The 22,333-nt window shown below is 61.1% G+C and carries 23 protein-coding genes and 1 pseudogene; 12 read left to right on the plus strand and 12 right to left on the minus strand.

Annotated elements, in window-relative coordinates; all coding sequences use genetic code 11:
- Positions 1 to 38: 38 nt before the first annotated feature.
- On the minus strand, positions 39 to 698 hold the full coding sequence (locus HRH33_RS26195; protein ID WP_034139776.1) for a glutathione S-transferase family protein: 660 nt from the start codon (positions 696 to 698) through the stop codon (positions 39 to 41).
- A 126-nt stretch (positions 699 to 824) separates the two neighbouring features.
- Between HRH33_RS26195 and HRH33_RS26200 the strand changes: the two genes are divergently transcribed.
- From HRH33_RS26200 to HRH33_RS26210, 3 genes are all read left to right on the plus strand, one after another.
- Positions 825 to 1,109 (plus strand): hypothetical protein, encoded by a 285-nt coding sequence (locus tag HRH33_RS26200; protein ID WP_094064371.1) that lies wholly within the window; start codon positions 825 to 827, stop codon positions 1,107 to 1,109.
- A 94-nt stretch (positions 1,110 to 1,203) separates the two neighbouring features.
- Positions 1,204 to 1,458: a TIGR02647 family protein gene (locus tag HRH33_RS26205; RefSeq protein ID WP_034101439.1), complete on the plus strand. Its 255-nt coding sequence runs from the start codon at positions 1,204 to 1,206 to the stop codon at positions 1,456 to 1,458.
- Positions 1,459 to 1,626: 168 nt separating this feature from the next.
- Positions 1,627 to 4,467 carry a class I adenylate cyclase gene (locus HRH33_RS26210; RefSeq protein ID WP_167416987.1) on the plus strand — a complete coding sequence of 947 codons (2,841 nt, stop codon included), beginning with the start codon at positions 1,627 to 1,629 and terminating at the stop codon, positions 4,465 to 4,467.
- Here the strand turns inward: HRH33_RS26210 and rnk are convergent.
- The 3 genes from rnk to cyaY form a co-directional block, all read right to left on the minus strand.
- Positions 4,464 to 4,877, minus strand: a complete 414-nt coding sequence (gene rnk, locus HRH33_RS26215) for a nucleoside diphosphate kinase regulator (protein WP_167416986.1) — start codon at positions 4,875 to 4,877, stop codon at positions 4,464 to 4,466. The genes HRH33_RS26210 and rnk overlap by 4 nt on opposite strands.
- A gap of 131 nt (positions 4,878 to 5,008) precedes the next feature.
- Complete coding sequence (locus tag HRH33_RS26220) at positions 5,009 to 5,227, minus strand: DUF1289 domain-containing protein (RefSeq protein WP_034101442.1); 219 nt, start codon at positions 5,225 to 5,227, stop codon at positions 5,009 to 5,011.
- Positions 5,228 to 5,229: 2 nt separating this feature from the next.
- The gene (gene cyaY, locus HRH33_RS26225; RefSeq protein WP_034139780.1) at positions 5,230 to 5,562 is read right to left on the minus strand and encodes an iron donor protein CyaY; all 333 of its coding nucleotides are present in this window, start codon (positions 5,560 to 5,562) and stop codon (positions 5,230 to 5,232) included.
- A 238-nt stretch (positions 5,563 to 5,800) separates the two neighbouring features.
- On the opposite strand from cyaY, the gene lptM reads away from it, so the two are divergent.
- From lptM to HRH33_RS26255, 6 genes are read left to right on the plus strand one after another with little or no spacing between them, the layout of a single operon-like run.
- On the plus strand, positions 5,801 to 5,971 hold the full coding sequence (gene lptM, locus HRH33_RS26230) for an LPS translocon maturation chaperone LptM (RefSeq protein ID WP_034101444.1): 171 nt from the start codon (positions 5,801 to 5,803) through the stop codon (positions 5,969 to 5,971).
- Between the two features lie 9 nt (positions 5,972 to 5,980).
- Complete coding sequence (lysA, locus tag HRH33_RS26235; RefSeq protein ID WP_034101445.1) at positions 5,981 to 7,228, plus strand: diaminopimelate decarboxylase; 1,248 nt, start codon at positions 5,981 to 5,983, stop codon at positions 7,226 to 7,228.
- A 3-nt stretch (positions 7,229 to 7,231) separates the two neighbouring features.
- A complete protein-coding gene (dapF, locus tag HRH33_RS26240) occupies positions 7,232 to 8,062 on the plus strand; it encodes a diaminopimelate epimerase (RefSeq protein ID WP_034101446.1) in 831 nt (276 codons plus the stop codon).
- 13 nt (positions 8,063 to 8,075) lie between these two features.
- Entirely contained in the window at positions 8,076 to 8,792 is a 717-nt protein-coding gene (locus tag HRH33_RS26245) for a DUF484 family protein (protein ID WP_034101447.1), read from the plus strand.
- A gap of 2 nt (positions 8,793 to 8,794) precedes the next feature.
- Positions 8,795 to 9,694, plus strand: coding sequence for a tyrosine recombinase XerC (gene xerC / locus HRH33_RS26250; protein WP_094064376.1), 900 nt, complete (start codon positions 8,795 to 8,797; stop codon positions 9,692 to 9,694).
- Positions 9,691 to 10,386, plus strand: coding sequence for an HAD family hydrolase (locus tag HRH33_RS26255; RefSeq protein ID WP_167416985.1), 696 nt, complete (start codon positions 9,691 to 9,693; stop codon positions 10,384 to 10,386). The genes xerC and HRH33_RS26255 overlap by 4 nt, the downstream gene beginning before the upstream one ends.
- Positions 10,387 to 10,575: 189 nt before the next feature.
- Here the strand turns inward: HRH33_RS26255 and sutA are convergent, their stop codons facing one another.
- The 4 genes from sutA to glnK all read right to left on the minus strand — a co-directional run bounded on the left by sutA (position 10,576) and on the right by glnK (position 13,363).
- Positions 10,576 to 10,914, minus strand: coding sequence for a transcriptional regulator SutA (sutA, locus tag HRH33_RS26260; RefSeq protein ID WP_034101450.1), 339 nt, complete (start codon positions 10,912 to 10,914; stop codon positions 10,576 to 10,578).
- A gap of 102 nt (positions 10,915 to 11,016) precedes the next feature.
- Positions 11,017 to 11,442: a secondary thiamine-phosphate synthase enzyme YjbQ gene (locus HRH33_RS26265; RefSeq protein WP_034101451.1), complete on the minus strand. Its 426-nt coding sequence runs from the start codon at positions 11,440 to 11,442 to the stop codon at positions 11,017 to 11,019.
- Between the two features lie 210 nt (positions 11,443 to 11,652).
- A complete protein-coding gene (locus tag HRH33_RS26270) occupies positions 11,653 to 12,990 on the minus strand; it encodes an ammonium transporter (RefSeq protein WP_167416984.1) in 1,338 nt (445 codons plus the stop codon).
- A 34-nt stretch (positions 12,991 to 13,024) separates the two neighbouring features.
- A complete protein-coding gene (gene glnK / locus HRH33_RS26275; RefSeq protein WP_002555808.1) occupies positions 13,025 to 13,363 on the minus strand; it encodes a P-II family nitrogen regulator in 339 nt (112 codons plus the stop codon).
- Positions 13,364 to 13,784: 421 nt separating this feature from the next.
- Here glnK and HRH33_RS26280 point away from each other — a divergent pair, with 421 nt between their 5' ends.
- Both HRH33_RS26280 and HRH33_RS26285 read left to right on the plus strand, forming a co-directional pair.
- Positions 13,785 to 14,045, plus strand: a complete 261-nt coding sequence (locus HRH33_RS26280; RefSeq protein ID WP_034101453.1) for an accessory factor UbiK family protein — start codon at positions 13,785 to 13,787, stop codon at positions 14,043 to 14,045.
- Positions 14,046 to 14,210: 165 nt separating this feature from the next.
- Positions 14,211 to 15,707, plus strand: a complete 1,497-nt coding sequence (locus HRH33_RS26285) for a YifB family Mg chelatase-like AAA ATPase (protein ID WP_094064378.1) — start codon at positions 14,211 to 14,213, stop codon at positions 15,705 to 15,707.
- 24 nt (positions 15,708 to 15,731) lie between these two features.
- Here HRH33_RS26285 and HRH33_RS26835 read toward each other — a convergent pair whose 3' ends face one another.
- The 3 genes and pseudogenes from HRH33_RS26835 to HRH33_RS26295 all read right to left on the minus strand — a co-directional run bounded on the left by HRH33_RS26835 (position 15,732) and on the right by HRH33_RS26295 (position 18,809).
- Positions 15,732 to 16,592, minus strand: coding sequence for a methyl-accepting chemotaxis protein (locus tag HRH33_RS26835; protein ID WP_371263985.1), 861 nt, complete (start codon positions 16,590 to 16,592; stop codon positions 15,732 to 15,734).
- Positions 16,593 to 16,634: 42 nt separating this feature from the next.
- Positions 16,635 to 17,708 (minus strand): annotated as a pseudogene (locus HRH33_RS26840) (Cache 3/Cache 2 fusion domain-containing protein); the annotation flags it as partial.
- Positions 17,709 to 17,888: 180 nt separating this feature from the next.
- Positions 17,889 to 18,809: a LysR substrate-binding domain-containing protein gene (locus HRH33_RS26295; protein ID WP_034101456.1), complete on the minus strand. Its 921-nt coding sequence runs from the start codon at positions 18,807 to 18,809 to the stop codon at positions 17,889 to 17,891.
- A 153-nt stretch (positions 18,810 to 18,962) separates the two neighbouring features.
- Between HRH33_RS26295 and HRH33_RS26300 the strand changes: the two genes are divergently transcribed.
- The gene (locus tag HRH33_RS26300) at positions 18,963 to 20,366 is read left to right on the plus strand and encodes a NorM family multidrug efflux MATE transporter (RefSeq protein ID WP_167417043.1); all 1,404 of its coding nucleotides are present in this window, start codon (positions 18,963 to 18,965) and stop codon (positions 20,364 to 20,366) included.
- Positions 20,367 to 20,391: 25 nt separating this feature from the next.
- Here the strand turns inward: HRH33_RS26300 and HRH33_RS26305 are convergent, their stop codons facing one another.
- Complete coding sequence (locus HRH33_RS26305; protein WP_167416970.1) at positions 20,392 to 22,065, minus strand: putative bifunctional diguanylate cyclase/phosphodiesterase; 1,674 nt, start codon at positions 22,063 to 22,065, stop codon at positions 20,392 to 20,394.
- Positions 22,066 to 22,333 lie beyond the last annotated feature (268 nt).

The following is a 22,333-nucleotide window of genomic DNA, read 5'->3' on the forward strand; positions in this document are numbered from 1 at the left end:
TACAGTAGTGGGAGGGGCTTGCCCCCTCCCACACTTGATCACTTTTTCGCCGCCACCATGGCCAGGAACGCCGGCATCGCGGCTTGCCTGTCCGCCTCCACTTTTTGCGCGTTGGGCATTGCGTTAAGGCGATCCAGCAACGCTTTGGCCGCCGGCAACTGCGCCAGCAAGTCTAGCCCGAACAACTTCTCGCCGACCCCGCAGGCCAGGTTCAAGCTGTACATGAAGTACAGATCCGCAATGGTGAAGCTCTCCCCCGCTACAAACGGCGCAAACTTGCCATGCCGCCCCAGCGAGGCGATGCCCAAGAGCAATTCCGCCTTGGATTTTTCCTTGATCGCCTCCGCAACCGCTACGCCAAAAAACGCTTCGCCAAAGCAAGCGCGCGCGGGCAGTTCGATATAGAGCTCGATTTCCCGGCACAAGGCCAACACCTGGGCGCGCTCGAACGGGTCGGCCGGGAGCAGTGACGGCCCTTCCTGGGTTTGTTCGATATATTCCAAGATCACGCTGGTTTCATTGATAAAGCCCTGCTTCACCTCCAGCACCGGCACCTTGCCGCGCGGGCTGACCGCCAGTACGTCAGGGGCCTGCCCGGCATAAAACAGTACTTCTTCGAAGGGCAGGCCCTTCTCCAGCAGCGCCAGTTTCACCATGTTGTAGTAGTTGCTGACCGAAAATCCGTAAAGCTTGAGCATCGCAAAGCCTCCAGGCCGTGTGCGGGGTTGGCTGCAAGCGTTATAGACGCCCGGTGGCCGCTTGACCAGCAGCATCACCTGCTTGAATGGGGGTAGACTGGCGCCCTTTCCTTGAGGAGCACCGCCATGAGCGAGCCCACTGATATCGACAATGACGAAGAAGCTTTTGCCGAACATACGCTGATCGGAGCGATCGAAAACCAGATCGAAAGTGACAACCCACCCGCCGCCAAGGCCACATTCAACAAGCTGACGTTGGTGGGCTATGAGCGGGAAGAAATTCTAAACCTGATGGCTCATGTGCTGGCTTTCGAAATTGATGCCATGCTGGACGAGGATCGCGCGTTCGATACCCAATGGTACGAAACAGCGCTGCGCGCACTGCCCGAGCTGCCGCCGGAAAAGGAATAGCTCCGAGACGCAGCAACACGCTGGACAGTTCGGCAAAGTGAGTTCACCTTATGGCCTGCTAGCCTCTAATAAATTTAGAAAGTCTGGAGTCCTTATGTCGTATACCCCTGAGTTGGTTGCCGAACTGGAAATCCTCGCACTCTTCCCCTTGGACAGCACCCAGGAAGGCTTGAAAGTCCATCAGACCGCCGCGCCCAGCGCTATCGCCGCAGTCAAACGTCTCTTCGATAAAAAACTGATCGACCAGCCGGATGGGGGCTATCTGACCAGCCTTGGCCGCGATGCTGCCGAGCAAGCGCAAACCCTGCTGACCATCTTGACCACTGCCACGAACAAAGAAGCCGCCTGATTCCGGATGCCGCCCATGGAGTCCGCCGCCGCGGATTCCGAGGGCGTCGCCTGAGCGACTGTAAAATTCTGACGCCAAAAAACCATTTCCCTCTAAACCTCCTACGTTTCTGACTGTAAACTCCTACACGGCCGCCCACGCCGGGCTCTGCGAGCCAACGAGTTCGACATGACCCGCACCCATGAAATCCGCCCCGACTTGGACGAAGGCATCGACCGCAAGGTGCTGGCACAGTTGCGCGCGCGTTTCATGGCGCTCAATGAAGGCCGCATGGCCCGCGCCGTCGAGGGGCTGACACCTCGCCAGCAAAGCGTACTGACCCTGTTGCCGCTGTTCTTTCACGTCAATCACCCGCTCTTGCCCGGTTATGTCTCGGGCAGCACGCCGGCGGGGCTGTCGAATTTCGAGCCTACCCCCCAAGCACTGATCGAAGCCCAGCGCCTGACGCGCTCGTTCGCCTATAAACCGCGCCATGGCAACCCACCCCGACCGATCCATGGGCTGTTCCTGATGGGCAGCCTTGGCACGTTGGCCCAGGCCGACCAAAGCGACATGGATGTGTGGGTATGCCACGCGGCGGATCTGGGCGAAAACGAGCTGGCCGAACTGCGCAAAAAGTGCCAATTGCTGGAGGCCTGGGCCCAGAGCATGGGCGCCGAGGCGCACTTTTTTCTGATCGAACCGACGCGCTTCGTACTCGGCGAGCGCGACACCCAACTCAGCTCCGACGACTGCGGCACGACCCAGCACTATTTGCTGCTCGATGAGTTCTATCGCACCGCCATCTGGCTGGCCGGGCGTACACCGATCTGGTGGCTGGTGCCGGTATATGAAGAAACCCGCTACGCCGAATTCACCCATACGCTGCTGTCCAAGCGCTTTATACGCGCCGACGAAACTCTGGACCTTGGCCATCTGGCGCGCATCCCACCGGGCGAATTCATGGGCGCCGGGCTGTGGCAGTTGTTCAAAGGCATCGAGTCGCCGTACAAGTCGGTGCTCAAGCTGTTGCTGACCGAGGTGTACGCCAGCGAACACCCGCAGGTGCAATGCCTGAGCCTGCGCTTCAAACAGGCCGTGTACGCCAATCAAATGGACTTGGACGAGCTGGACCCCTACGTTGTGGTCTACCGCCATATCGAGGGCTACCTCAAGCAGCGTAACGAGCCGGAACGGCTGGAGCTGGTGCGGCGCAGTCTGTACCTGAAGGTCAACCGCAAGCTCAGCGCCGGGCAGCGCGCCAGCAGTTGGCAACACCTGTTGCTCGAACGCCTGGCCCAGGAATGGGGTTGGGATCCGCGCCAACTGGCGTTACTGGATAGCCGAAGCCAGTGGAAGGTGCGCCAAGTGGCTTCCGAACGCCGCGCCCTGGTCAACGAGCTCAACCACAGCTACCGCTTCCTGACCCAATTCGCCCGCACCGAACAGACCGTCAGCTTGATCAACAAGCGCGACCTCAATGTGCTGGGCCGGCGCCTGTACGCCGCGTTCGAACGCAAAGCCGGCAAAGTCGAATTTATCAACCCGGGTATCGCCCCAGACTTGGCCGAAGACACCCTCACCCTGCTTCAATCGCCTAACCGCAAAGAGCCGGGCCAGCATCACTGGAGTTTATATAACGGCAATCTCACTGCTCTGGAGTGCGAACACTTCGCGCCGATCAAGCGCAGCCGCGATCTGCTGGAAATGCTCACCTGGTGCCATCGCAACGGCGTCATCGACAGCAGCACACGGCTGGCCCTGCACCCCGGTGTCAGCGACATGACCGAATTCGAGCTGTTCAATCTGTTGGGCAGCCTGCAACAGACCATCGCTTTGCCCCTGGCCAGCGTCGATGAAGAGCGCCTGCTGCGTTCGGCGGTACCCGAGGAGGTGCTGTTGCTGATCAATGTCGGCGTCGACCCGCTCAAGCATCACCGCGAGCTGAACATCCTGATGACCACCGAGCGCACCGATTCCCTGAGTTACGCCGGGGTGCGCGATAATCTGGTGCTGACCCTCGACCAAGTGACCCTCAACAGCTGGAACGAGGTGATGGTCAGCCGCTACGACGGCCCCCATGCGTTGCTCGATTGCTTACGGGATTACCTCAACCAGCTGCCACCGGGTCATCTGCCGCGCCTGCGGGTGCGCTGCTTCTGTCACAACCGTGCGCAATTCATCGCGCAACGTGTGGAGGAAGTCTTCGACACCGCGCAACACCTGCTGCTGGGTCAGTCCAACCATCGCTATCTGCTGCAAGTGCAGCAGCACTACCATGTGATGGAGTTGATGCCGGGCCAGGCCACCCACGTTTCGTTGGCCACTCAGGAGGCGCTGATCGCTTACCTCAGCGAAGAATTGGCCAGCTACAGTCCGCTACACCTGGACGCCATGGCCCTGGAAGATCACGACCTGGCGCTCTTGCTGCCCATGGGCATGGCGGCCTGCGTGCAGGTGTTCTACCGGGTCAATGAAGATTTCGCCGAGTTGTACGTGCTCGATGAGTTCAACTCGCTCTGGCAACAGCGCTTGCCCTTCCATGATGAACAGAGCCTGTTGGTGCCGTTGCAGCGCTTTTTGCAATCGATCATTTATCGCCGCGATGCGCTGTCGCCGCTGGACCCGCAGCAACCGATGAGTGCCGTGCAAACGCTGTATTACCAGTTGTTGCCATCAGGCAGCGGCCGCGCCCGTGGCGTCGAACCTCGGCCAGCGCCTTTGACCCCGGCGAACAAACCGTTCTATGACGTGCAGGCGATTATCGGCAAGGCGGCACCGGGCCAAGTGAGCATCACCCTGTACTGCAATCAGCGGGAGTTTTCCGAGCTGGAATTCGGTGATCAACTCTTCACCGTGGTCGCCCAGGAGATTGTCGGGCAGCGCCGGGAACCCGAGCGCTACCGCTGCTACATCACCGACCTGGACCTGTCAGGCCTGCTCGGTGATGTGCAAAGCCCAAGCAACCTGTATCTGCGCTATAAGGCCGAGCTGGAACGATCGCTCAACGAAGCGCTGAGCCAGATTTAGAGAGGAAAGTCGCCACCATCTTTTGGCTGGCCTTCGACACTGAGCAGTTCCAGTTTGAGGGTCTTGCCACCCGGAGCCGGCCAGTCGATATGCTGGCCCACCTGCAGGCCGAGCAGCGCGCTGCCGACAGGCGCCAGGATCGAGATCTTGCCGGCGTCGGCGTTGGCGTCTTTGGGGTAGACCAGGGTCAGGTGATAGTCCTTACCGCTGCCTTGCTCGCGGCAATGCACGCTGGAATTCATGGTCACGACACCCGCAGGCACTTCATCGTGGCCGACCACATCTTCGGCGCGGTCGAGTTCGGCTTGCAACGCTTCGACGCCGGGAGACTCGTCGCCCAAGCGATCGATCAGTTGCTCCAGACGCTGCACGTCAAGGCGGGTGAGGATGATGGACGGTGCGGTGGTCATGATTCAGGCAGACTCCTTTTTTCTGCACAAAAAAGCAAAACCCCGCCAGAAAAAGGCGGGGTTCTCACGGGCCTCGATGAGTTGAGGCGTAGCCGGACACTAACACAGCGTCACAAATAAACAAGACGGCCTCAGGCGCGGGCCCTGCGCTGCTCGGCTTCGGCGCGGATCACCCGACGCCGATCATCGTCGGCGGAGCGCCATTCGCGAATGTCTTCGACATGCCGGAAGCAGCCAAGGCAGACTTTGTGCTCATCCAGACGACACAAACTGATACAAGGTGACGGCACCGCCGGGCTGACATTGCTGAACAGCGGCTTGGGCGGGCGTACGGGTGCAGGCTGGGTCACGGTCAGATCTCGTCGAATTCCAGCTCGACGCCGGCTTGTTCCAGGGTGAGGCGCGCGAGCATTTCACTCAACAGCTCATCGCTGGTATCGCACTGCCAATTGCTGTCTTCTTCGTTGTAATCAAAGTGAAAACCACCCGAACGTGCTGCCAGCCATAGCTGACGCAGCGGCTCCTGGCGACTGAAGATCAACTGGGTGCCGTTCTCGAACTTGACCGTCAGCACGCCTGCCGAGTTTTCCAAGTCCACGTCCAGGCCGCTGTCATCAAAAATATCCTCCAGCGCCTGCTGGGTCGCATCCACCAAGTCGTGAAAACGGGCTTCGGTCAAACTCATTGTGGCAACCTCGAAAGTGTCTGGTTTTGCTCAAGCGCCGCACGATACGGGCGAGCTTCGCCGATTGCAAAGGATACCGATTTCATTACCGATCTCGGTATGAAATATCCCAAGCCAGCGTAGTCTGCTTCGCGCTTAAGACGGCAAACCCCCGCCGGACGGGTATTCCAGCGCATAGGCAAGCTGGCGGGTGGTGGGTATACTCGGGCGCAATTAATGCATATTCAAGGATTTCGCCATGAAGCGCCTGATCTCTTCCCTTGCTGCGCTCGTCGCGGTCGCTTGCCTCGTTAGTGCCTGTGGTCAAAAAGGCCCACTGTACCTGCCCGATGACAGCAAAGACCCGAACGAACAGGCGCAATCGTCGCAAAAGCCAGCAAAAGCGCATAAGCACGACACCTTCGAATAAGGGAACCCCATGGACGCTTTTAACTACCGGGACGGCGAGCTGTTCGCGGAAGGCGTGGCGCTGTCCGCGATTGCCGAACGCTTTGGCACCCCGACGTACGTGTACTCCCGTGCGCACATCGAAGCGCAATACCGCTCGTTTACCGATTCGTTGAATGGCGTGCCGCACCTGGTGTGCTACGCGGTCAAGGCCAACTCGAACCTGGGTGTGCTCAATGTCCTGGCGCGCCTGGGCGCCGGTTTCGACATTGTGTCCCGTGGCGAGCTGGAACGTGTTTTGGCCGCCGGCGGCCAGGCCGACAAAATCGTGTTCTCCGGCGTCGGCAAGAGCCGCGAAGATATGCGCCGCGCCCTGGAAGTCGGCGTGCATTGCTTTAACGTCGAGTCCAGCGAAGAGCTGGAGCGCCTCCAGGTCGTGGCCGCCGAGATGGGTGTTCGTGCGCCGATCTCCCTGCGCGTCAACCCGGATGTCGATGCTGGCACCCACCCGTATATTTCCACCGGTCTCAAAGAGAACAAGTTCGGCATCGCGATTGCCGACGCCGAGGACGTGTACATCCGCGCCGCCCAACTGCCGAACCTGGAAGTGCTGGGTGTCGATTGCCATATCGGCTCGCAATTGACCACGCTGCCACCGTTCCTGGATGCGCTCGACCGCCTGCTGGCACTGATCGACCGCCTGGGCGACTGTGGCATTTACCTGCGCCACATCGATCTGGGCGGTGGCGTCGGCGTGCGTTATCGCGATGAAGAGCCGCCGCTGATTGCCGATTACATCCAGGCCGTGCGCGAGCGCATCGAGGGCCGCGATCTGGCGCTGATGTTCGAACCGGGCCGCTATATCGTCGCTAACGCGGGCGTACTGCTGACCCAGGTCGAGTACCTCAAGCACACCGAGCATAAGGATTTCGCCATCGTCGACGCGGCGATGAACGATCTGATCCGCCCGGCGCTGTACCAGGCCTGGATGAATGTCACCGCCGTAACGCCTCGCAACAGTGAAGCGCGCGCCTATGACATCGTCGGCCCGATCTGCGAGACCGGTGACTTCCTGGCCAAGGATCGTCAGCTCGCCCTGGAAGAAGGCGATCTGCTGGCCGTGCATTCGGCCGGTGCCTACGGGTTTGTCATGAGTTCCAACTACAACACCCGCGGCCGTACCGCCGAGGTGCTGGTGGACGGTGATCAAGCGTTTGAAGTGCGTCGCCGCGAGACGGTAGCCGAGTTGTATGCTGGCGAAAGCCTGCTGCCGGAGTAAGCCATGCTGCTGCGTTTTACCAAGATGCACGGGCTGGGCAATGATTTCATGGTTCTCGACCTGGTCAGCCAGCACGCGCATATCCTGCCCAAGCACGCCAAACAGTGGGGCGACCGGCATACCGGCGTCGGCTTCGACCAATTACTGATCGTTGAAGCGCCCACTAACCCGGAGGTGGATTTCCGTTACCGGATCTTCAACTCCGACGGTTCCGAAGTGGAACAGTGCGGCAATGGTGCGCGCTGCTTTGCGCGCTTCGTGCTGGACAAACGCCTGACCGCCAAACGCCAGATTCGCGTCGAGACCAAGAGCGGCGTGATCGAGCTGGATATCCGCAACGACGGCCAGATCAGCGTCAACATGGGCGCGCCACGTCTGGTGCCGGCGGATATTCCGTTCCAGGCCAGCGAGCAGGCGACCAGTTATGCCGTAGAGGTCGACGGCAAAGTGGTCGACCTGGCGGCCGTGTCCATGGGCAACCCCCACGCCGTGCTGCGCGTCACCGATATCAATAACGCCCCGGTGCATGAACTGGGGCCGAAAATCGAAAACCACCCGCGCTTTCCGGCGCGGGTCAATGTGGGCTTTTTGCAGGTGATCGACCGTCACCGCGCGCAATTGCGCGTGTGGGAACGGGGCGCCGGCGAAACCCAGGCCTGCGGTACCGGCGCCTGCGCCGCTGCCGTCGCCGCGATCACCCAGGGGTGGATGGATTCGCCGCTGCTGATCGACCTGCCCGGTGGGCGCTTGTCCATCGAATGGGCGGGCCCGGGCCACCCGGTGATGATGACCGGGCCGGCCACGCGCGTATACGAAGGACAGGTCCGTCTATGAGTGAGCCAATCCAATGACCGATAAGCCTCAAGTACCCGCACAAGCATCCCCGAGCGAAACTCTGGAGGCCGCTGCCGTCGCGGCGTACCTTGAGGCTCATCCGGATTTCTTCGTCGAACATGACGAACTGCTGCCGGCCTTGCGCATCCCCCACCAGCGCGGCGATACCGTGTCGTTGGTGGAACGACAAATGAAGATCCTGCGCGAGCGCAATATCGAAATGCGCCATCGGCTCTCGCACCTGATGGACGTGGCCCGCGACAACGATCGCCTGTTCGACAAAACCCGCCGCCTGATACTGACCCTGCTGGACGCCACCAGCCTGGAAGAAACGGTGATGGCCGTGGAAGACAGCCTGCGCCAGGACTTCCAGGTGCCTTTTGTCAGCCTCATTCTGTTCAGCGACAACCCGATGCCGGTGGGCCGCTGGGTCAGTGGCAGCGAAGCTCAAACCGCTATCGGCGGGCTGCTGTGCGAAGGCAAGACCGTCAGCGGCACCTTGCGCGAACATGAACTGGACTTCCTGTTCGGCGCCGAACAGCGAAAACAGATCGGCTCCACCGCCGTGGTCGCCCTCAGCCATCAAGGCTTGCATGGCGTATTGGCTATTGGCAGCCGCGACCCTGCGCACTACAAAAGCTCGGTGGGCACGCTGTTCCTGACCTATATCGCCGAAGTGCTCGGCCGCGTCCTGCCGCGCTTCACCACTTCCCTGCGCGCGGTGCGCTAGTTATGGAACGGCAACTGGACGCTTACTGCGCGCACCTGCGCAACGAGCGCCAGGTGTCGCCCCACACGCTGGAAGCCTACCGGCGGGACTTGAACAAGGTTCTGACCTACTGCGAAAAGCAGCAGATCGGCAGCTGGAAGGCGCTGGATATCCAAAGCCTGCGCAGTTTGATCGCACGCCTGCATCAGCAGGGGCAATCCTCGCGCAGCCTGTCTCGTCTACTGTCGGCGGTGCGCGGGCTTTATCACTACCTCAATCGCGAAGGCCTGTGCGACCACGACCCGGCCAATGGCCTGTCACCACCCAAGGGCGAACGGCGCCTGCCCAAGACCTTGGATACCGATCGCGCCCTGCAATTGCTGGAAGGCGCGGTAGAGGATGACTTCCTCGCCCACCGCGACCAGGCAATCCTTGAGCTGTTCTATTCCTCAGGCCTGCGCTTGTCGGAGCTGACCAGCTTGAATCTCGACCAACTGGATCTGGCGGACGGCTTGGTGCAAGTGCTCGGTAAAGGCAGCAAGACCCGCGTACTGCCCGTGGGCAGCAAGGCCCGCGAAGCGTTGCAGCATTGGTTGGCGCTGCGGGCTTTGGCCAACCCGGCGGACGATGCCGTCTTCATCAGCCAGAAGGGCCGTCGCCTCGGGCCACGGGCGATTCAGGTCCGGGTCAAGGCCGCGGGCGAGCGCGAATTGGGGCAAAACCTGCACCCGCATATGCTGCGGCACTCCTTTGCCAGTCATCTGCTGGAATCGTCCCAAGACCTGCGCGCCGTACAGGAACTGCTCGGGCACTCCGATATCAAGACCACACAGATCTACACCCACCTGGATTTTCAACACCTGGCAACGGTGTACGACAGCGCCCATCCAAGGGCCAAACGCATCAAGGGCGGCGACTCATGACTATCAAGCTGATCACTTTCGACCTGGACGACACGCTCTGGGACAACGTACCGGTCATCATCAGCGCCGAAGCGTCGATGCGCGAATGGCTGGCGACCCACGCGTCCAAAGTCGGCGACCTGCCTCTGGAGCATTTCGCCAGATTGCGCCAACAGGTGCTGGAACGTCACCCGGAACTCAAGCACCGCATCAGCCTGTTGCGCCATCGGGTACTGACGCACGCATTCGAAGAGGCTGGTTATCCACAGCCCGAGGCCACCGAAATGGCGGATGTGTGCTTTGAGGCGTTCATCCATGCACGCCATCAACTGACAGTCTTCCCCGAGGCCGAACCCATGCTGCAGGCGCTACATCGCCAATACCTGCTGGGGGTTATCACCAACGGTAACGCTGACGTACAGCGGGTCGGCCTGGCGGACTACTTTCACTTCGCCCTGCGGGCCGAGGATGTCGGCATTGCCAAACCGGATGCACGGTTGTTTCAGGAAGCCTTGCAGCGTGGCGGCGTGAATGCCGACGCGGCAGTGCATGTGGGTGATCATCCAGGGGACGACATTGCCGGCGCACAGCAGGCGGGGCTGCGTGCAGTGTGGTTCAACCCGACGGGCAAGGATTGGGAGGCGGATAAGCGCCCGGATGCGCAGATTCGCAGCCTGACGGAGTTGCCGGAACTGCTCCGCAGCTGGCAATAACCTCGTAGATCCAGCGGTGGGAGAGGACTTGCCCCCGATTACTATAGGTCAGCCAGCAATTGAGGGACTGATCCCCTGCTATCGGGGGTAAACCTCCTCCCACATTTGAATCGCATAAGACTCAAAAACATCAGGCATGAAAAAGCCCGCAGCGACGGCGGGCTTTTTCTTACAAGCGGGTGGCTGACCTCAGATAGGTCGGCTGCCGTACTTGTTATCCGGCTTCTTGGGCGGATCGGCTACCACGTTGGGCTCGACTTCGACCACTTTGCCGCCTTTAGCGAGGAACTCTTCCATCGCACGGGCCAGGGCATCACGCTCTTTGTTCTTGGCTTCAACGCTTGGCAACTCATCGACCGAAACCGCGGCCTTGGCTTTGCCTTTGGCTTTAGGAGCTGCGTCATCGCCGACACTGTCATCGGCCTCGCCAGTAACGTCGTCGTCAACAGCTGCCGCGTCGAGACTATCATCAGCCTCGTCGTCGTCACCCACTTCAAGTTCGTCGTTTTCCAGATCATCGTCGCTCATGTTCTACCTCATGACTTGCGAAAAGCAGATTAGTTATAGCCCAGCTTGATCCTCTGTCGAGGCGGCTGGAAAAAAATCAACGTCCACCGGCCAACCAGTGGCTTATGCCCCATCACCGTGCAAAGTGGCGAGGACTTTACGAGCACCGCCATGATCACGGTGCTCGCCCAGATAAACACCTTGCCATGTCCCCATCGCCAAGCGGCCGGCCTTCACCGGCAAACTCAGCTGGCACCCCAGGAGACTGGCCTTGAAGTGCGCCGGCAGATCGTCCGGACCTTCGTCGTTGTGTTCGAACCCTGCACGGCCTTGTGGTACCAGCGAGTTGAAAAAACGTTCGAAGTCACGGCGAACCGCCGGGTCGGCGTTCTCGTTGATAGTCAACGAGGCCGAAGTGTGCTGCAGCCACAGGTGCAACAGTCCTACACGACATGCCTTCAATTCAGGCAAGCCGGCAAGCAACTCGTCGGTCACCAAGTGAAAGCCCCGGGGCCTGGCCCGCAGGGTAATCAGGGTCTGTTGCCACATACAGTTCTCCGCCCATCGGCGCGCATTCTAGCGCGCTCTGGGAAAAAACAAAGTGTCGAATACGCCTACATGCCTGTAAGACATTCGCACGCTGAAAAATGCCGTGTGCGTCCCTTCACAAACGCTGCACAAAAATGGCCGCACGCCCTATGACTGACAAACGCCAGACAAAAAAATGCCCGGCAAGCCGGGCATCTTTTTTTCGCGTACTTACAAGTTGTAGCCGCGCTCGTTGTGTTGCGCCAGATCGAGGCCAACCGCCTCTTCCTCTTCGGTGACACGCAGGCCCATGACCATGTCCAGCACCTTGAGGATGACGTAGGTGAGGATCGCCGTGTAGATCACGGTGAAGCCCACACCTTTGCACTGGATCCATACTTGTGCCGCTACGTCCGTCACGGTGCCGAAGCCGCCCAACGCAGGGGCTGCGAACACACCGGTGAGGATCGCACCGACGATACCGCCGATACCGTGCACACCGAAGGCGTCCAGGGAGTCGTCATAGCCCAGCTTGCGCTTGAGGCTGGTGGCGCAGAAGAAGCAGATCACACCGGCCACCAAGCCAATCACCAGGGCGCCCATCGGGCCTACGGTGCCGGCAGCTGGCGTGACGGCAACCAGACCTGCGACCACGCCCGAAGCGATGCCCAGTGCGCTTGGCTTACCGTGGGTAATCCACTCGGCGAACATCCAGCCAAGCGCGGCAGCAGCGGTGGCGATCTGAGTCACCAGCATCGCCATGCCGGCGGTGCCGTTGGCGGCCGCCGCGGAACCGGCGTTGAAACCAAACCAGCCGATCCACAGCATGGCCGCGCCGATCAGGGTGTAACCCAGGTTGTGCGGCGCCATCGGCGTGGTCGGGTAGCCTTTACGCTTGCCGAGCACGATGCACGCCACCAGGCCCGCGACACCGGCGTTGATGTGCACCACGGTGCCGCCGGCGAAGTCCAGCACGCCCCAGTCCCACAACAGGCCGCCGTTGCCGCTCCACACCATGTGTGCGATCGGTGCGTAGACCAGAGTGAACCAGATGGCCATGAAGATCAGCATGGCGGAGAACTTCATGCGCTCGGCGAAGGCGCCGACGATGAGTGCCGGGGTGATGATCGCGAAGGTCATCTGGAAGGTGATGAACACCGCTTCGGGGAACAACGCCGCCGGCCCGGTGATGCTGGCCGGGGTGACACCCGCCAGGAACGCCTTGCCCATGCCGCCGAAGAAGGAATTGAAGTTGACCACGCCCTGTTCCATACCAGTGGTATCGAACGCGATGCTGTAACCGTAGATAACCCACAGGATGCTGATCAGGCCCGTGATGGCGAAGCACTGCATCATCACCGACAGAATATTTTTGGAGCGAACCATGCCGCCGTAGAACAGCGCCAGGCCAGGGATGGTCATGAACAGCACCAGCGCAGTGGATGTCAGCATCCACGCGGTGTCGCCGGAATTGAGGACTGGAGCAGCCACTTCGTCTGCCGCCATGGCCAGGCTTGGCATTACGATGGACAACAGGGCTCCGAGCCCTGCGAATTTACGCAGAGTCATATTGTTTTCTCCTGGGGCGTTGGGGTTTGGCGGCTTAGATTGCGTCGGTATCGGTTTCGCCGGTACGGATGCGAATAGCCTGTTCCAGATTGACCACGAAGATCTTGCCGTCACCGATCTTGCCGGTGTTGGCGGCCTTGGTTATCGCCTCGATAACCCGGTCAAGATCCTTGTCGTCAATGGCGACATCAATCTTCACCTTCGGCAGGAAATCCACTACGTATTCCGCGCCGCGATACAGCTCGGTGTGACCCTTCTGCCGACCGAAGCCTTTGACCTCAGTAACGGTAATGCCCTGCACGCCGATCTCGGACAACGACTCGCGTACATCGTCCAACTTGAACGGCTTGATGATGGCAGTGACTAGCTTCATGAAAACTCTCTCCCGAATTGGTGGACTTGCCCCAGGAAAACAAACCCGTCTCAAGTCTAAGCGCAGTGCCTGGCTTTGTAACGCGTCGTCGCCTCGGCTATGCCGTTGCGACGCCAGCTAACCACTGGTGACAAACCTGTACCCCTGATCCATCGGCGCACTGCATTCGTCACAGCGACTGCATCAGTGCATGGGTCATGATCGTCTAAGCAGAAACCTTGCCAGCTCCGTAAAAACCACTGAAATCAATCCTTTGCCCACTTATGCCCACCTGCGGGTCGTTTTGGTGAGCGTAATGCGCACGAAAACGGTGCGTGGCCCGCCGCCCCTCTGCGCGAAAAGCGTGCGCCCAAGGCCGTGAAAAAGACTATAGACGGCGCGTGATACACTGCCCGCCAACAGTTTTTCCGGAATATTTCCCATGCTCGCGCCCAAAGATTTCCTCGACGCCCTGAGCGGCCACGCCTCTCGCCTATTCAGCGGAGAAACTCCGTTGCCCCGCAATGAAATCGAAAGCCAGTTCAAGGCCTTGCTGCAAAGCGGTTTCAGCAAGCTCGACCTGGTCAGCCGTGAAGAATTCGACAGCCAGATGGTCGTGCTGGCCCGCACGCGTGCGCGGCTGGAGAGCCTGGAGGCGAAGGTGGCGGAGTTGGAAGCGCGGCTGACGCCTGATCAGAAATAGCCCATACCTCTGTTGAGACGAGCCTGTTCGCGCAGATCTTCGCGAACAGGCTCACGCTCCCCCTACCCAAGATACGTTCAGTAAAACCTCCCCGCCCCGCTCTTACCCACCTCGTCTACCCTTGAAAAACCGCAGGAAGCGGCCCTCACTTTTCAAGGAACGAGCATGTCCCTCGCCATCGTCCACAGCCGCGCCCAGATCGGCGTCGAAGCGCCCGCCGTCACCGTCGAAGTGCATATGGCCAACGGCCTGCCGTCCCTGACGCTGGTGGGGCTGCCCGAAACCGCAGTCAAGGAAAGCAAAGACCGCGTGCGCAGCGCCATTCTCAACTCCGCGCTGCAATACCCTGCCCGTCGCATCACCCTCAATCTCGCGCCCGCTGACCTGCCCAAGGACGGCGGGCGTTTTGACCTGGCGATTGCCTTGGGCATCCTGGCGGCGAGTGTGCAAGTGCCGGCACTGATGCTCGATGACGTGGAGTGCCTGGGCGAACTGGCCCTGTCCGGCGAGGTACGCGCGGTGAAAGGTGTACTGCCGGCGGCACTGGCTGCGCGCAAGGCGGGACGCACGGTGATAGTGCCGCGTGCGAACGCCGAAGAAGCCTGCCTGGCATCGGGCTTGAAGGTGATTGCAGTGGATCACTTGCTACAAGTGGTGGCGCACTTGAACGGCCAGGTGCCGATAGAGCCATACAAGTCCGATGGCTTGCTGTATTTGAACAAGCCCTATCCGGACCTTAGTGAAGTGCAGGGCCAATTGGCGGCCAAGCGTGCTTTGCTGCTTGCTGCGGCCGGTGCGCATAACCTGCTGTTCAGCGGCCCGCCCGGCACCGGCAAAACCTTGCTCGCCAGCCGCCTGCCCGGTCTGCTGCCGCCTTTGACCGAACACGAAGCCCTGGAAGTCGCGGCCATCCAGTCGGTGGTCAGCCTGGCGCCTCTGAGCCATTGGCCCCATCGGCCGTTTCGCCAGCCCCATCACTCCGCGTCCGGGCCGGCCTTGGTGGGCGGTGGCTCGAAACCCCAGCCGGGGGAAATCACCCTGGCCCATCACGGTGTGCTGTTTCTGGATGAATTACCGGAATTCGATCGCAAGGTGCTGGAGGTACTGCGCGAGCCGCTGGAGTCAGGGCATATCGTGATTTCCCGCGCGCGCGACCGCGTAAGGTTCCCGGCGCGTTTCCAACTAGTGGCCGCAATGAACCCCTGCCCCTGCGGTTATCTGGGTGACACCACCGGGCGCTGTCGCTGCACGCCGGAGCAGATCCAGCGCTATCGCAACAAACTGTCCGGGCCGTTGCTGGACCGGATCGACTTGCACCTGACGGTTGCACGGGAAACCACGGCGCTGAACCCGGCACTGGCAGCCGGGGATAACACAGCAACAGCGGCCGCACAGGTTGCCAACGCGCGGGAGCAGCAGGAAAAACGCCAGGGCTGTGCCAATGCGTTTCTGGATCTGCCGGGGTTGCGCGAGCATTGCAGGCTGGCGAAGGCCGACGAGAGCTGGCTGGAGAGTGCCTGCGAGCGGCTGACACTATCCTTGCGCGCGGCTCACCGCTTACTCAAGGTGGCCCGCACGTTAGCCGATCTGGAGCAGGAGGCTACGATCACTCGCGAGCATCTGAAGGAGGCGCTGCAATACCGCCCGGCGGCTATCACGTGAGCCTCCCCCCTGGTCAACAGCGCTTCAGCGGAAGCGATCCACCTCATGCCGCAAGCCCGACGCCAGCGTCTCCAACTCCTTGGCGGTGATCGCCAGGTTCGAGACGACTTCGCGCTGTTCACTGTTGGCCAGCGCAATGCTCTGCAGGTTGCTGCTGAGCAAAGTCGCGGTGCTGCTCTGTTCCTGGGTAGCCGTGGTAATCGCAGCGAACTGCTGACCGGCCGAGCGGCTTTGTTCGTCGATACGCGCCAGGGCCGACGCCACGTCGGCGTTGCGCGACAAGCCTTCCTGCATCAGCACCTTGCCTTGCTCCATGGTGCTGATGGCGTTGCCGGTTTCTTTCTGAATGCTTTGGATCATCCCGGAAATTTCATCGGTGGCTTCACGTGTACGCGAAGCCAGGTTGCGCACTTCGTCCGCCACTACAGCGAAACCACGGCCTTGCTCACCGGCCCGCGCAGCCTCAATGGCGGCGTTGAGCGCCAGCAGGTTGGTCTGTTCGGCAATGGCGGTGATCACACCGACGATGCCGCCGATCTCCTGGGAACGCTGACCCAATGTGTTGATCACCGTTGCGGTGCTGTTCAGTGCCGTGGCGATATGCTCCAGGGACGACGAGGCTTCCTGCATCGAGTTGCGTCCGATCCGGGTCTGTTGGGCGTTCTCTTGAGCCAGACGTTCGGTGTTGCCCATGTTGTCGGCGATGTTCAGCGATGTGGCGCTGAACTCTTCCACCGCGCCGGCCATGCTGGTGATTTCGCCGGACTGCTGCTCCATGCCCTCATAGGCGCCCCCGGACAACCCGGACAGCGCCTGAGCACGACCGTTGACCTCTTCGGCCGCCTTGCGGATATGCGACACCATGGTCGACAGCGCTTCACCCATCTGGTTGAAGGCCCGCGCCAGTTGGCCGATCTCGTCATGGCTGGAGACGTTCAGGCGAGCACTCAAATCCCCAGCGCCCAGGGCTTCGGCCTGACGCACCAAATCGCCCAACGGCGCCAGTTTGCTGCGCAACAACCAGACCGTCGCACCCACCGCCAGCAACATTGCCAACACACTGCCGATCACCAGACGCAGGCCGACGGCCCAGGTGACCGCGCGAATTTCCGCCTTTGGCATGCTGGCGACCACTGCCCACGGACCGCCGTCGAACGGCACCGATACGCTGTAGAAGTCTTCGCTCTTATCGCTCCAGAAACGCCCCTTGCCTGGGGTCTTGGCCAGATCCAGCATCACCGGCACCGCTTGCTCCGGGGCCTGCACACCCGTCGGCGACACCAGCCAATGTTTCTGTTCATCCAGCAAGGCCAGCGAACCGGTCTGGCCGATGCGGAAGCGTTTGAGGTTCTCGAACTGGGCGTTCTGCGCATCGGTGTAGTCAAAACCGATAAACAGCACCGCGATAACTTTGCCGCTGGCGTCACGCACAGGGCTGTACTGAGTCATGTAGGAGCGATCGAACAACACCGCCCGACCAATATAGGCCTGCCCGCTGAACACCCGTGCATACGCCGGGCTCTGGCGGTCCAGCACAGTACCAATGGCGCGACTGCCGTCCTGCTTGGTCAGGGAGGTGCTGACCCGGATAAAGTCGTCGCCACTGCGCACGAACACCGTGGCTACGCCGCCGGACATCTGCTTGAACTCATCCACTTCGGTGAAGTTGTTGTTCAGCACCTCGCTGCCCAGGTACAGGCTCGGGGTCTGCACACCGGCGACCGCGATGGGCTGGTCCGCGCGCACGCTCAAGCCGGCGCTGAAGCGCTTCTCGAACAGCCCCGTCAGGCGCTGAGTGCTTTCACGCAGCGTGCTATGGAACGTATTCAGCTGGTCGGCGAGCAGCCGCGCCTCGCTGGCCAAATGTTCCTCGCGGGTGTCAAGGTTGGCGGCATCCAGGGAACGCAGGGCAAAAACAGTACTGCCGCCAATGGCGACAGCCAGGATCACGGCAAGGGCCATACCGAGTTGGGAGGCAATCCGGGCACGAGGTTGAGACATGAGAGCTCCTGGCCGAGGCCAGGATCATCCTGATCTCATAGCGCTGCTCGGCAAATTATCTAAGTGGGCAAACGTTGGTGCACGATGGTTCCAACACACCTACTTCGGCGGGTGACCGCAATACTTGAGCGAATCGCAGGGGTATCACGCAAACGGTTGCGCGCCAGCGCTACAAGCGCTTCAATCGAAGCGTTCCACCGCAGGCAACACCATCGCTTGCACTTCACTTTGCAGGAAATCCGCCAGGCGTCGCAGGCGCTCGCCACCCGGACGGGTTTTCGGCCAGACCAGATAATAGTGCTCGCCACTGGCCACAGCGCTGGGCCATGGCAGGCTCAGCCTCCCCTGCGCCACGTCTTCGGCCACCATCAGCAGGTCGCCCATGGACACGCCGTACCCCCGCGCCGCCGCGATCATGCCTAGTTCCAGGGTATCGAAGACTTGCCCCCCCTTGAGCGACACTTGGGACGACAGCCCCATGCGCTCCAGCCAGTAGCGCCAATCGCGTCGATCCGGCGTCGGGTGCAGCAGCTCGGCCGTGGCCAGTCGCGCCGCGTCCCAGGGGCCGTCGTCGAGCAGGTTGGGGGCGCCGACGGGAATCAGCATCTCGGGGAACAGGCGACACGCCTCCCAATCCGTGGGGAAATGGCCATTGCTGAGTAGGACGGCACAGTCGAACGGCTCTTGGTTGAAGTCCACTTCGTCAACGCTCATCCACGCGCTGGTCAGTTGCACCTCATTGCCCGGCTGCAAATGCCGAAAACGACTGAGCCGCGCCAGCAGCCAACGCATGGTCAGGGTGGAGGGGGCCTTCATGCGCAGGATGTCGTCCTCGCTATTGAGGGTATGGCAGGCCCGCTCCAACGCGGCGAACCCCTCGCGCACGCCGGGCAACAGCAGCCGTGCGGCCTCGGTAAGTTGCAGGTGGCGACCGCTGCGCTGGAACAGGCGACAGGCAAAATGCTCTTCGAGGGTGCGGATATGCCGGCTCACCGCACTTTGGGTGATGGACAGTTCTTCGGCGGCGCGAGTGAAAGAGTTGTGCCGGGAAGCGGCCTCAAAGGCGCGCAGGGCATAAAGCGGTGGAAGACGACGAGACATTGGGAAAGCTCCGACAACTCAATACGAGAACCCTACCAGACTCGATAGGAGCATGAGTTTTAATCATGCAAACGATCGCATTTATCCCTTTGTGCAATGGGCTGAGAGCGCCGAGAATCAACCCTCCCCCAATTCTATGACTTTCAGAGCGTGATGATTATGCAGCATCCGGCACGTACCGAACTCTGGGCCATTCTGCGGCTTTCCGGGCCGCTGATCGCCTCGCAGTTGGCCCACATGCTCATGGTGCTGACCGACACTTTGATGATGGCGCGCCTGAGTCCCGAAGCCTTGGCCGGCGGTGGCCTGGGCGCTGCGAGCTATTCGTTCGTGTCGATCTTCTGCATCGGCGTGATCGCCGCCGTGGGTACGCTGGTGGCCATCCGTCATGGCGCGGGCGACATCGAAGGCGCCACGCGTCTGACCCAGGCAGGGCTTTGGCTCGCTTGGTTGATGGCCCTGGCGGCCGGCCTGCTGCTATGGAACCTCAAACCGGTGTTACTGCTGTTCGGCCAGACCGAAACCAACGTGCAGTCGGCGGGGCAATTTCTGACGATCCTGCCGTTCGCCCTGCCTGGCTACCTGAGCTTCATGGCCCTGCGTGGCTTCACCAGCGCCATAGGTAAAGCCACGCCGGTGATGGTGATCAGCCTCGGCGGCACGGTGCTCAACTACCTGCTCAACCATGCACTGATCGAAGGTATGTTCGGCCTGCCGAAACTGGGCCTGATGGGCATTGGCCTGGTCACGGCGATCGTCGCCAATGGCATGGCGCTGACGTTGATGTGGTACATCCGCAGCAATCGTGCGTATGCCGCCTACCCGCTGAGCAGCGGCCTGCTGCGCCTCAATACCCACTATCTGCGCGAACTGTGGCGGCTGGGGCTGCCGATTGGCGGCACCTATGCGGTGGAAGTCGGGCTGTTTGCCTTCGCGGCGCTGTGCATGGGCACCATGGGCAGCACGCAACTGGCTGCGCATCAGATCGCTCTGCAGATCGTCTCGGTGGCGTTCATGGTGCCGGCGGGGATGTCCTACGCAGTGACCATGCGCATCGGCCAGCACTACGGCGCCGGGCAGTTGCTGCGGGTCCGTCTGGCAGGACGCGTCGGAATCGGTTTCGGCGCCTTGGTGATGTTGGGGTTTGCCGCCGTGCTGTGGCTGTATTCCGACCCGCTGATCGGACTGTTCCTCGACCATAACGACCCGGCGTTCCATGACGTCATCGTCCTGGCCGTCAGCCTGTTGGCCGTGGCGGCCTGGTTCGAACTGTTCGATGGCGTGCAAACCATCGCCATGGGCTGCATTCGTGGGCTCAAGGACGCCAAAACCACCTTCCTGGTCGGTTTGGGTTGCTACTGGCTGATCGGTGCGCCGTCAGCCTGGTTGATGGCGTTCACCCTGGGTTGGGGCCCCACCGGTGTATGGTGGGGATTGGCACTGGGGCTGGCCTGCGCGGCAGTGAGCCTGACCTGGGCGTTTGAAGCGAAGATCAAACGCATGATTCACCAGGAACCTGCGGCCCCAGTAGCGTTTCAGACTGCGCAAACGGACTAGAAGCCTATTGCGTCGCTTCGCCGCGCTAGTTGGCCGCGCTCGGCATGGCTTGCCGGCCATCGCCGATAGTCAGGTAGTCCACCAGCTCAGGCAATGGCAACGGCTTGCTAATCAAGTACCCCTGGGCCTGGTCGCAACCGAACAAACGCAACAGCGCCAATTGCTCTGGGGTTTCGACGCCTTCGGCCACCACTTCCAGGTTGAGGTTGTGAGCCAGGTTGATCATGGCGTGCACCAATTTGCGGTTCTCTTCGCGCTCCTCCATGCCGCCAACGAAGCTCTTATCGATTTTCAGTAGGGCAATCGGCAGGCTGTTGAGGTGCACGAACGATGAGAAACCGGTACCAAAGTCATCCAGGGAAAACCGCACGCCCAGGCGACCAAGGGCATCCATGGTTTGTTTGACCAAGTCACTGCGGCGCATCACGGCGGTTTCGGTCAGTTCGAACTCCAACCATTGCGCCTCCACCCCACGCTCAGCAATCAGGCGGCTGAGGGTAGAGAGCAATTGGCTGTCCTGAAACTGACGGAACGACAGGTTGACCGCCATGTGCAGCGGCGGCAGGCCGCGTTCGCGCAAATCCTGCATGTCGCGCAGGGCACGGGAGATCACCCAATAGCCCAGCGGCACGATCAAGCCGCTTTGTTCGGCCAGGGGCACGAACTCGCTGGGCGGGAGCAGGCCGCGCTCGCCGTGGCGCCAGCGCACCAGGGCTTCGAGACCGACGATATGGCCGTCATCCAGGTCCAGGCGCGGCTGGTAATGCAGCTCCAGCTCATCGCGCCGCAGGGCACGACGCAGTTCGCTCTCCAGATCGGCCAGACTGCGGGCGTTGCGATTGATGCGTTCGTTGAAGATATGAAAGGTGCAACCCTGGGTGCTTTTAGCTTGCTGCATAGCGATATGGGCGTGCCACATCAGCGGGTCGGCGCCGGCGCGAGCGCGGGCATGGGCCACGCCCAGGCTGCAGCCGATCAGCAGGCTTTCGCCATCCACCCAGTAGGGTTCGGCCATGGCTTCGATGATGCGTTCGGCCATCCATTCAGCACGCTGCGGCGCACGGCGGGTGTCGATCAGCAGGGCGAATTCGTCGCTGCCCAGGCGGGCGAGCTGGTCGCCGATTTCGAGCTGGCTCTTGAGCCGCGACACTACCTGCAGAATCAGGCGATCGCCGGCCTGGTGGCCGAGGGCATCGTTGGCATGGCGAAAATTGTCCAGGTCCAGATGGCCGAGGGCCAGGCCGCGACCGTCATTCTCGGCCAGCCGCGCAGCCAGCAAAGTCTGGAAGCCCTGGCGGTTGGCGATGCCGGTGAGCGGATCCTGCTCGGCCAGGCGTTGCAGGGTCGTCTCCAGTACACCGCGCTCGCGCACATGGCGCAGGCAGCGGCGTAGCGTGTCGACAGCTATTGCATCACGCACCAGCCAATCGCTGACGCCAAGGGGCGAAACCAGCGGTTCCTGCTCCAGCAGCAGCACACAGGGCAAGCTGCAACGGCCGGGGGCAGGTTGCAGGGCCGGTGTGGTCAACAGCACCGCGCTCTGGTCGTCATCGAACAGACGACTCACGGAATCCCAATTTGGCGCGCTGATCAGCACAGCCCCATCGCCCATCGGCGCCAGGCACTCGCGCAACAACGCCGCCCACTCAGGCGTATCGGCCAGAAGCAGCAAACGCAAGGGTTCGACAGGCGTAGACAAGCTAGCTCCCTAGACTCTGCAAAATTTCATTGGCGGCGGGCATTATGACGTGCGGCCTGATAATCACCAATGATAAGAGTTATCAAACACGCCAGCTGTAATCATTTGTCAGTGCTTCAACCACAAGAAGCCCCGACATCCTGCGGCAAAGTAGCAAAACCGGCAAATTTAGATCGAGTGGTACGTCACACCGTCGATCCAGAGCAGCAGAATCTTGCCAGCCTGTTAAAATGCCCGCCCTTTTGACCAACGACCCCAAAAAATCCGT

This window comes from Pseudomonas rhodesiae, assembly GCF_013285305.1.
Lineage (GTDB): Bacteria > Pseudomonadota > Gammaproteobacteria > Pseudomonadales > Pseudomonadaceae > Aquipseudomonas > Aquipseudomonas rhodesiae.

What these genes read in the sequence shown, in the direction of transcription:
- HRH33_RS26195 (WP_034139776.1), bottom strand. Translation starts at nt 698, where the DNA reads ATGCTCAAGCTTTACGGATTTTCGGTCAGCAACTACTACAACATGGTG.
- HRH33_RS26200 (WP_094064371.1), top strand. Translation starts at nt 825, where the DNA reads ATGAGCGAGCCCACTGATATCGACAATGACGAAGAAGCTTTTGCCGAA.
- HRH33_RS26205 (WP_034101439.1), top strand. Translation starts at nt 1,204, where the DNA reads ATGTCGTATACCCCTGAGTTGGTTGCCGAACTGGAAATCCTCGCACTC.
- HRH33_RS26210 (WP_167416987.1), top strand. Translation starts at nt 1,627, where the DNA reads ATGACCCGCACCCATGAAATCCGCCCCGACTTGGACGAAGGCATCGAC.
- rnk (WP_167416986.1), bottom strand. Translation starts at nt 4,877, where the DNA reads ATGACCACCGCACCGTCCATCATCCTCACCCGCCTTGACGTGCAGCGT.
- cyaY (WP_034139780.1), bottom strand. Translation starts at nt 5,562, where the DNA reads ATGAGTTTGACCGAAGCCCGTTTTCACGACTTGGTGGATGCGACCCAG.
- lptM (WP_034101444.1), top strand. Translation starts at nt 5,801, where the DNA reads ATGAAGCGCCTGATCTCTTCCCTTGCTGCGCTCGTCGCGGTCGCTTGC.
- lysA (WP_034101445.1), top strand. Translation starts at nt 5,981, where the DNA reads ATGGACGCTTTTAACTACCGGGACGGCGAGCTGTTCGCGGAAGGCGTG.
- dapF (WP_034101446.1), top strand. Translation starts at nt 7,232, where the DNA reads ATGCTGCTGCGTTTTACCAAGATGCACGGGCTGGGCAATGATTTCATG.
- HRH33_RS26245 (WP_034101447.1), top strand. Translation starts at nt 8,076, where the DNA reads ATGACCGATAAGCCTCAAGTACCCGCACAAGCATCCCCGAGCGAAACT.
- xerC (WP_094064376.1), top strand. Translation starts at nt 8,795, where the DNA reads ATGGAACGGCAACTGGACGCTTACTGCGCGCACCTGCGCAACGAGCGC.
- HRH33_RS26255 (WP_167416985.1), top strand. Translation starts at nt 9,691, where the DNA reads ATGACTATCAAGCTGATCACTTTCGACCTGGACGACACGCTCTGGGAC.
- sutA (WP_034101450.1), bottom strand. Translation starts at nt 10,914, where the DNA reads ATGAGCGACGATGATCTGGAAAACGACGAACTTGAAGTGGGTGACGAC.
- HRH33_RS26265 (WP_034101451.1), bottom strand. Translation starts at nt 11,442, where the DNA reads ATGTGGCAACAGACCCTGATTACCCTGCGGGCCAGGCCCCGGGGCTTT.
- HRH33_RS26270 (WP_167416984.1), bottom strand. Translation starts at nt 12,990, where the DNA reads ATGACTCTGCGTAAATTCGCAGGGCTCGGAGCCCTGTTGTCCATCGTA.
- glnK (WP_002555808.1), bottom strand. Translation starts at nt 13,363, where the DNA reads ATGAAGCTAGTCACTGCCATCATCAAGCCGTTCAAGTTGGACGATGTA.
- HRH33_RS26280 (WP_034101453.1), top strand. Translation starts at nt 13,785, where the DNA reads ATGCTCGCGCCCAAAGATTTCCTCGACGCCCTGAGCGGCCACGCCTCT.
- HRH33_RS26285 (WP_094064378.1), top strand. Translation starts at nt 14,211, where the DNA reads ATGTCCCTCGCCATCGTCCACAGCCGCGCCCAGATCGGCGTCGAAGCG.
- HRH33_RS26835 (WP_371263985.1), bottom strand. Translation starts at nt 16,592, where the DNA reads ATGGGTGAAGCGCTGTCGACCATGGTGTCGCATATCCGCAAGGCGGCC.
- HRH33_RS26295 (WP_034101456.1), bottom strand. Translation starts at nt 18,809, where the DNA reads ATGTCTCGTCGTCTTCCACCGCTTTATGCCCTGCGCGCCTTTGAGGCC.
- HRH33_RS26300 (WP_167417043.1), top strand. Translation starts at nt 18,963, where the DNA reads ATGATTATGCAGCATCCGGCACGTACCGAACTCTGGGCCATTCTGCGG.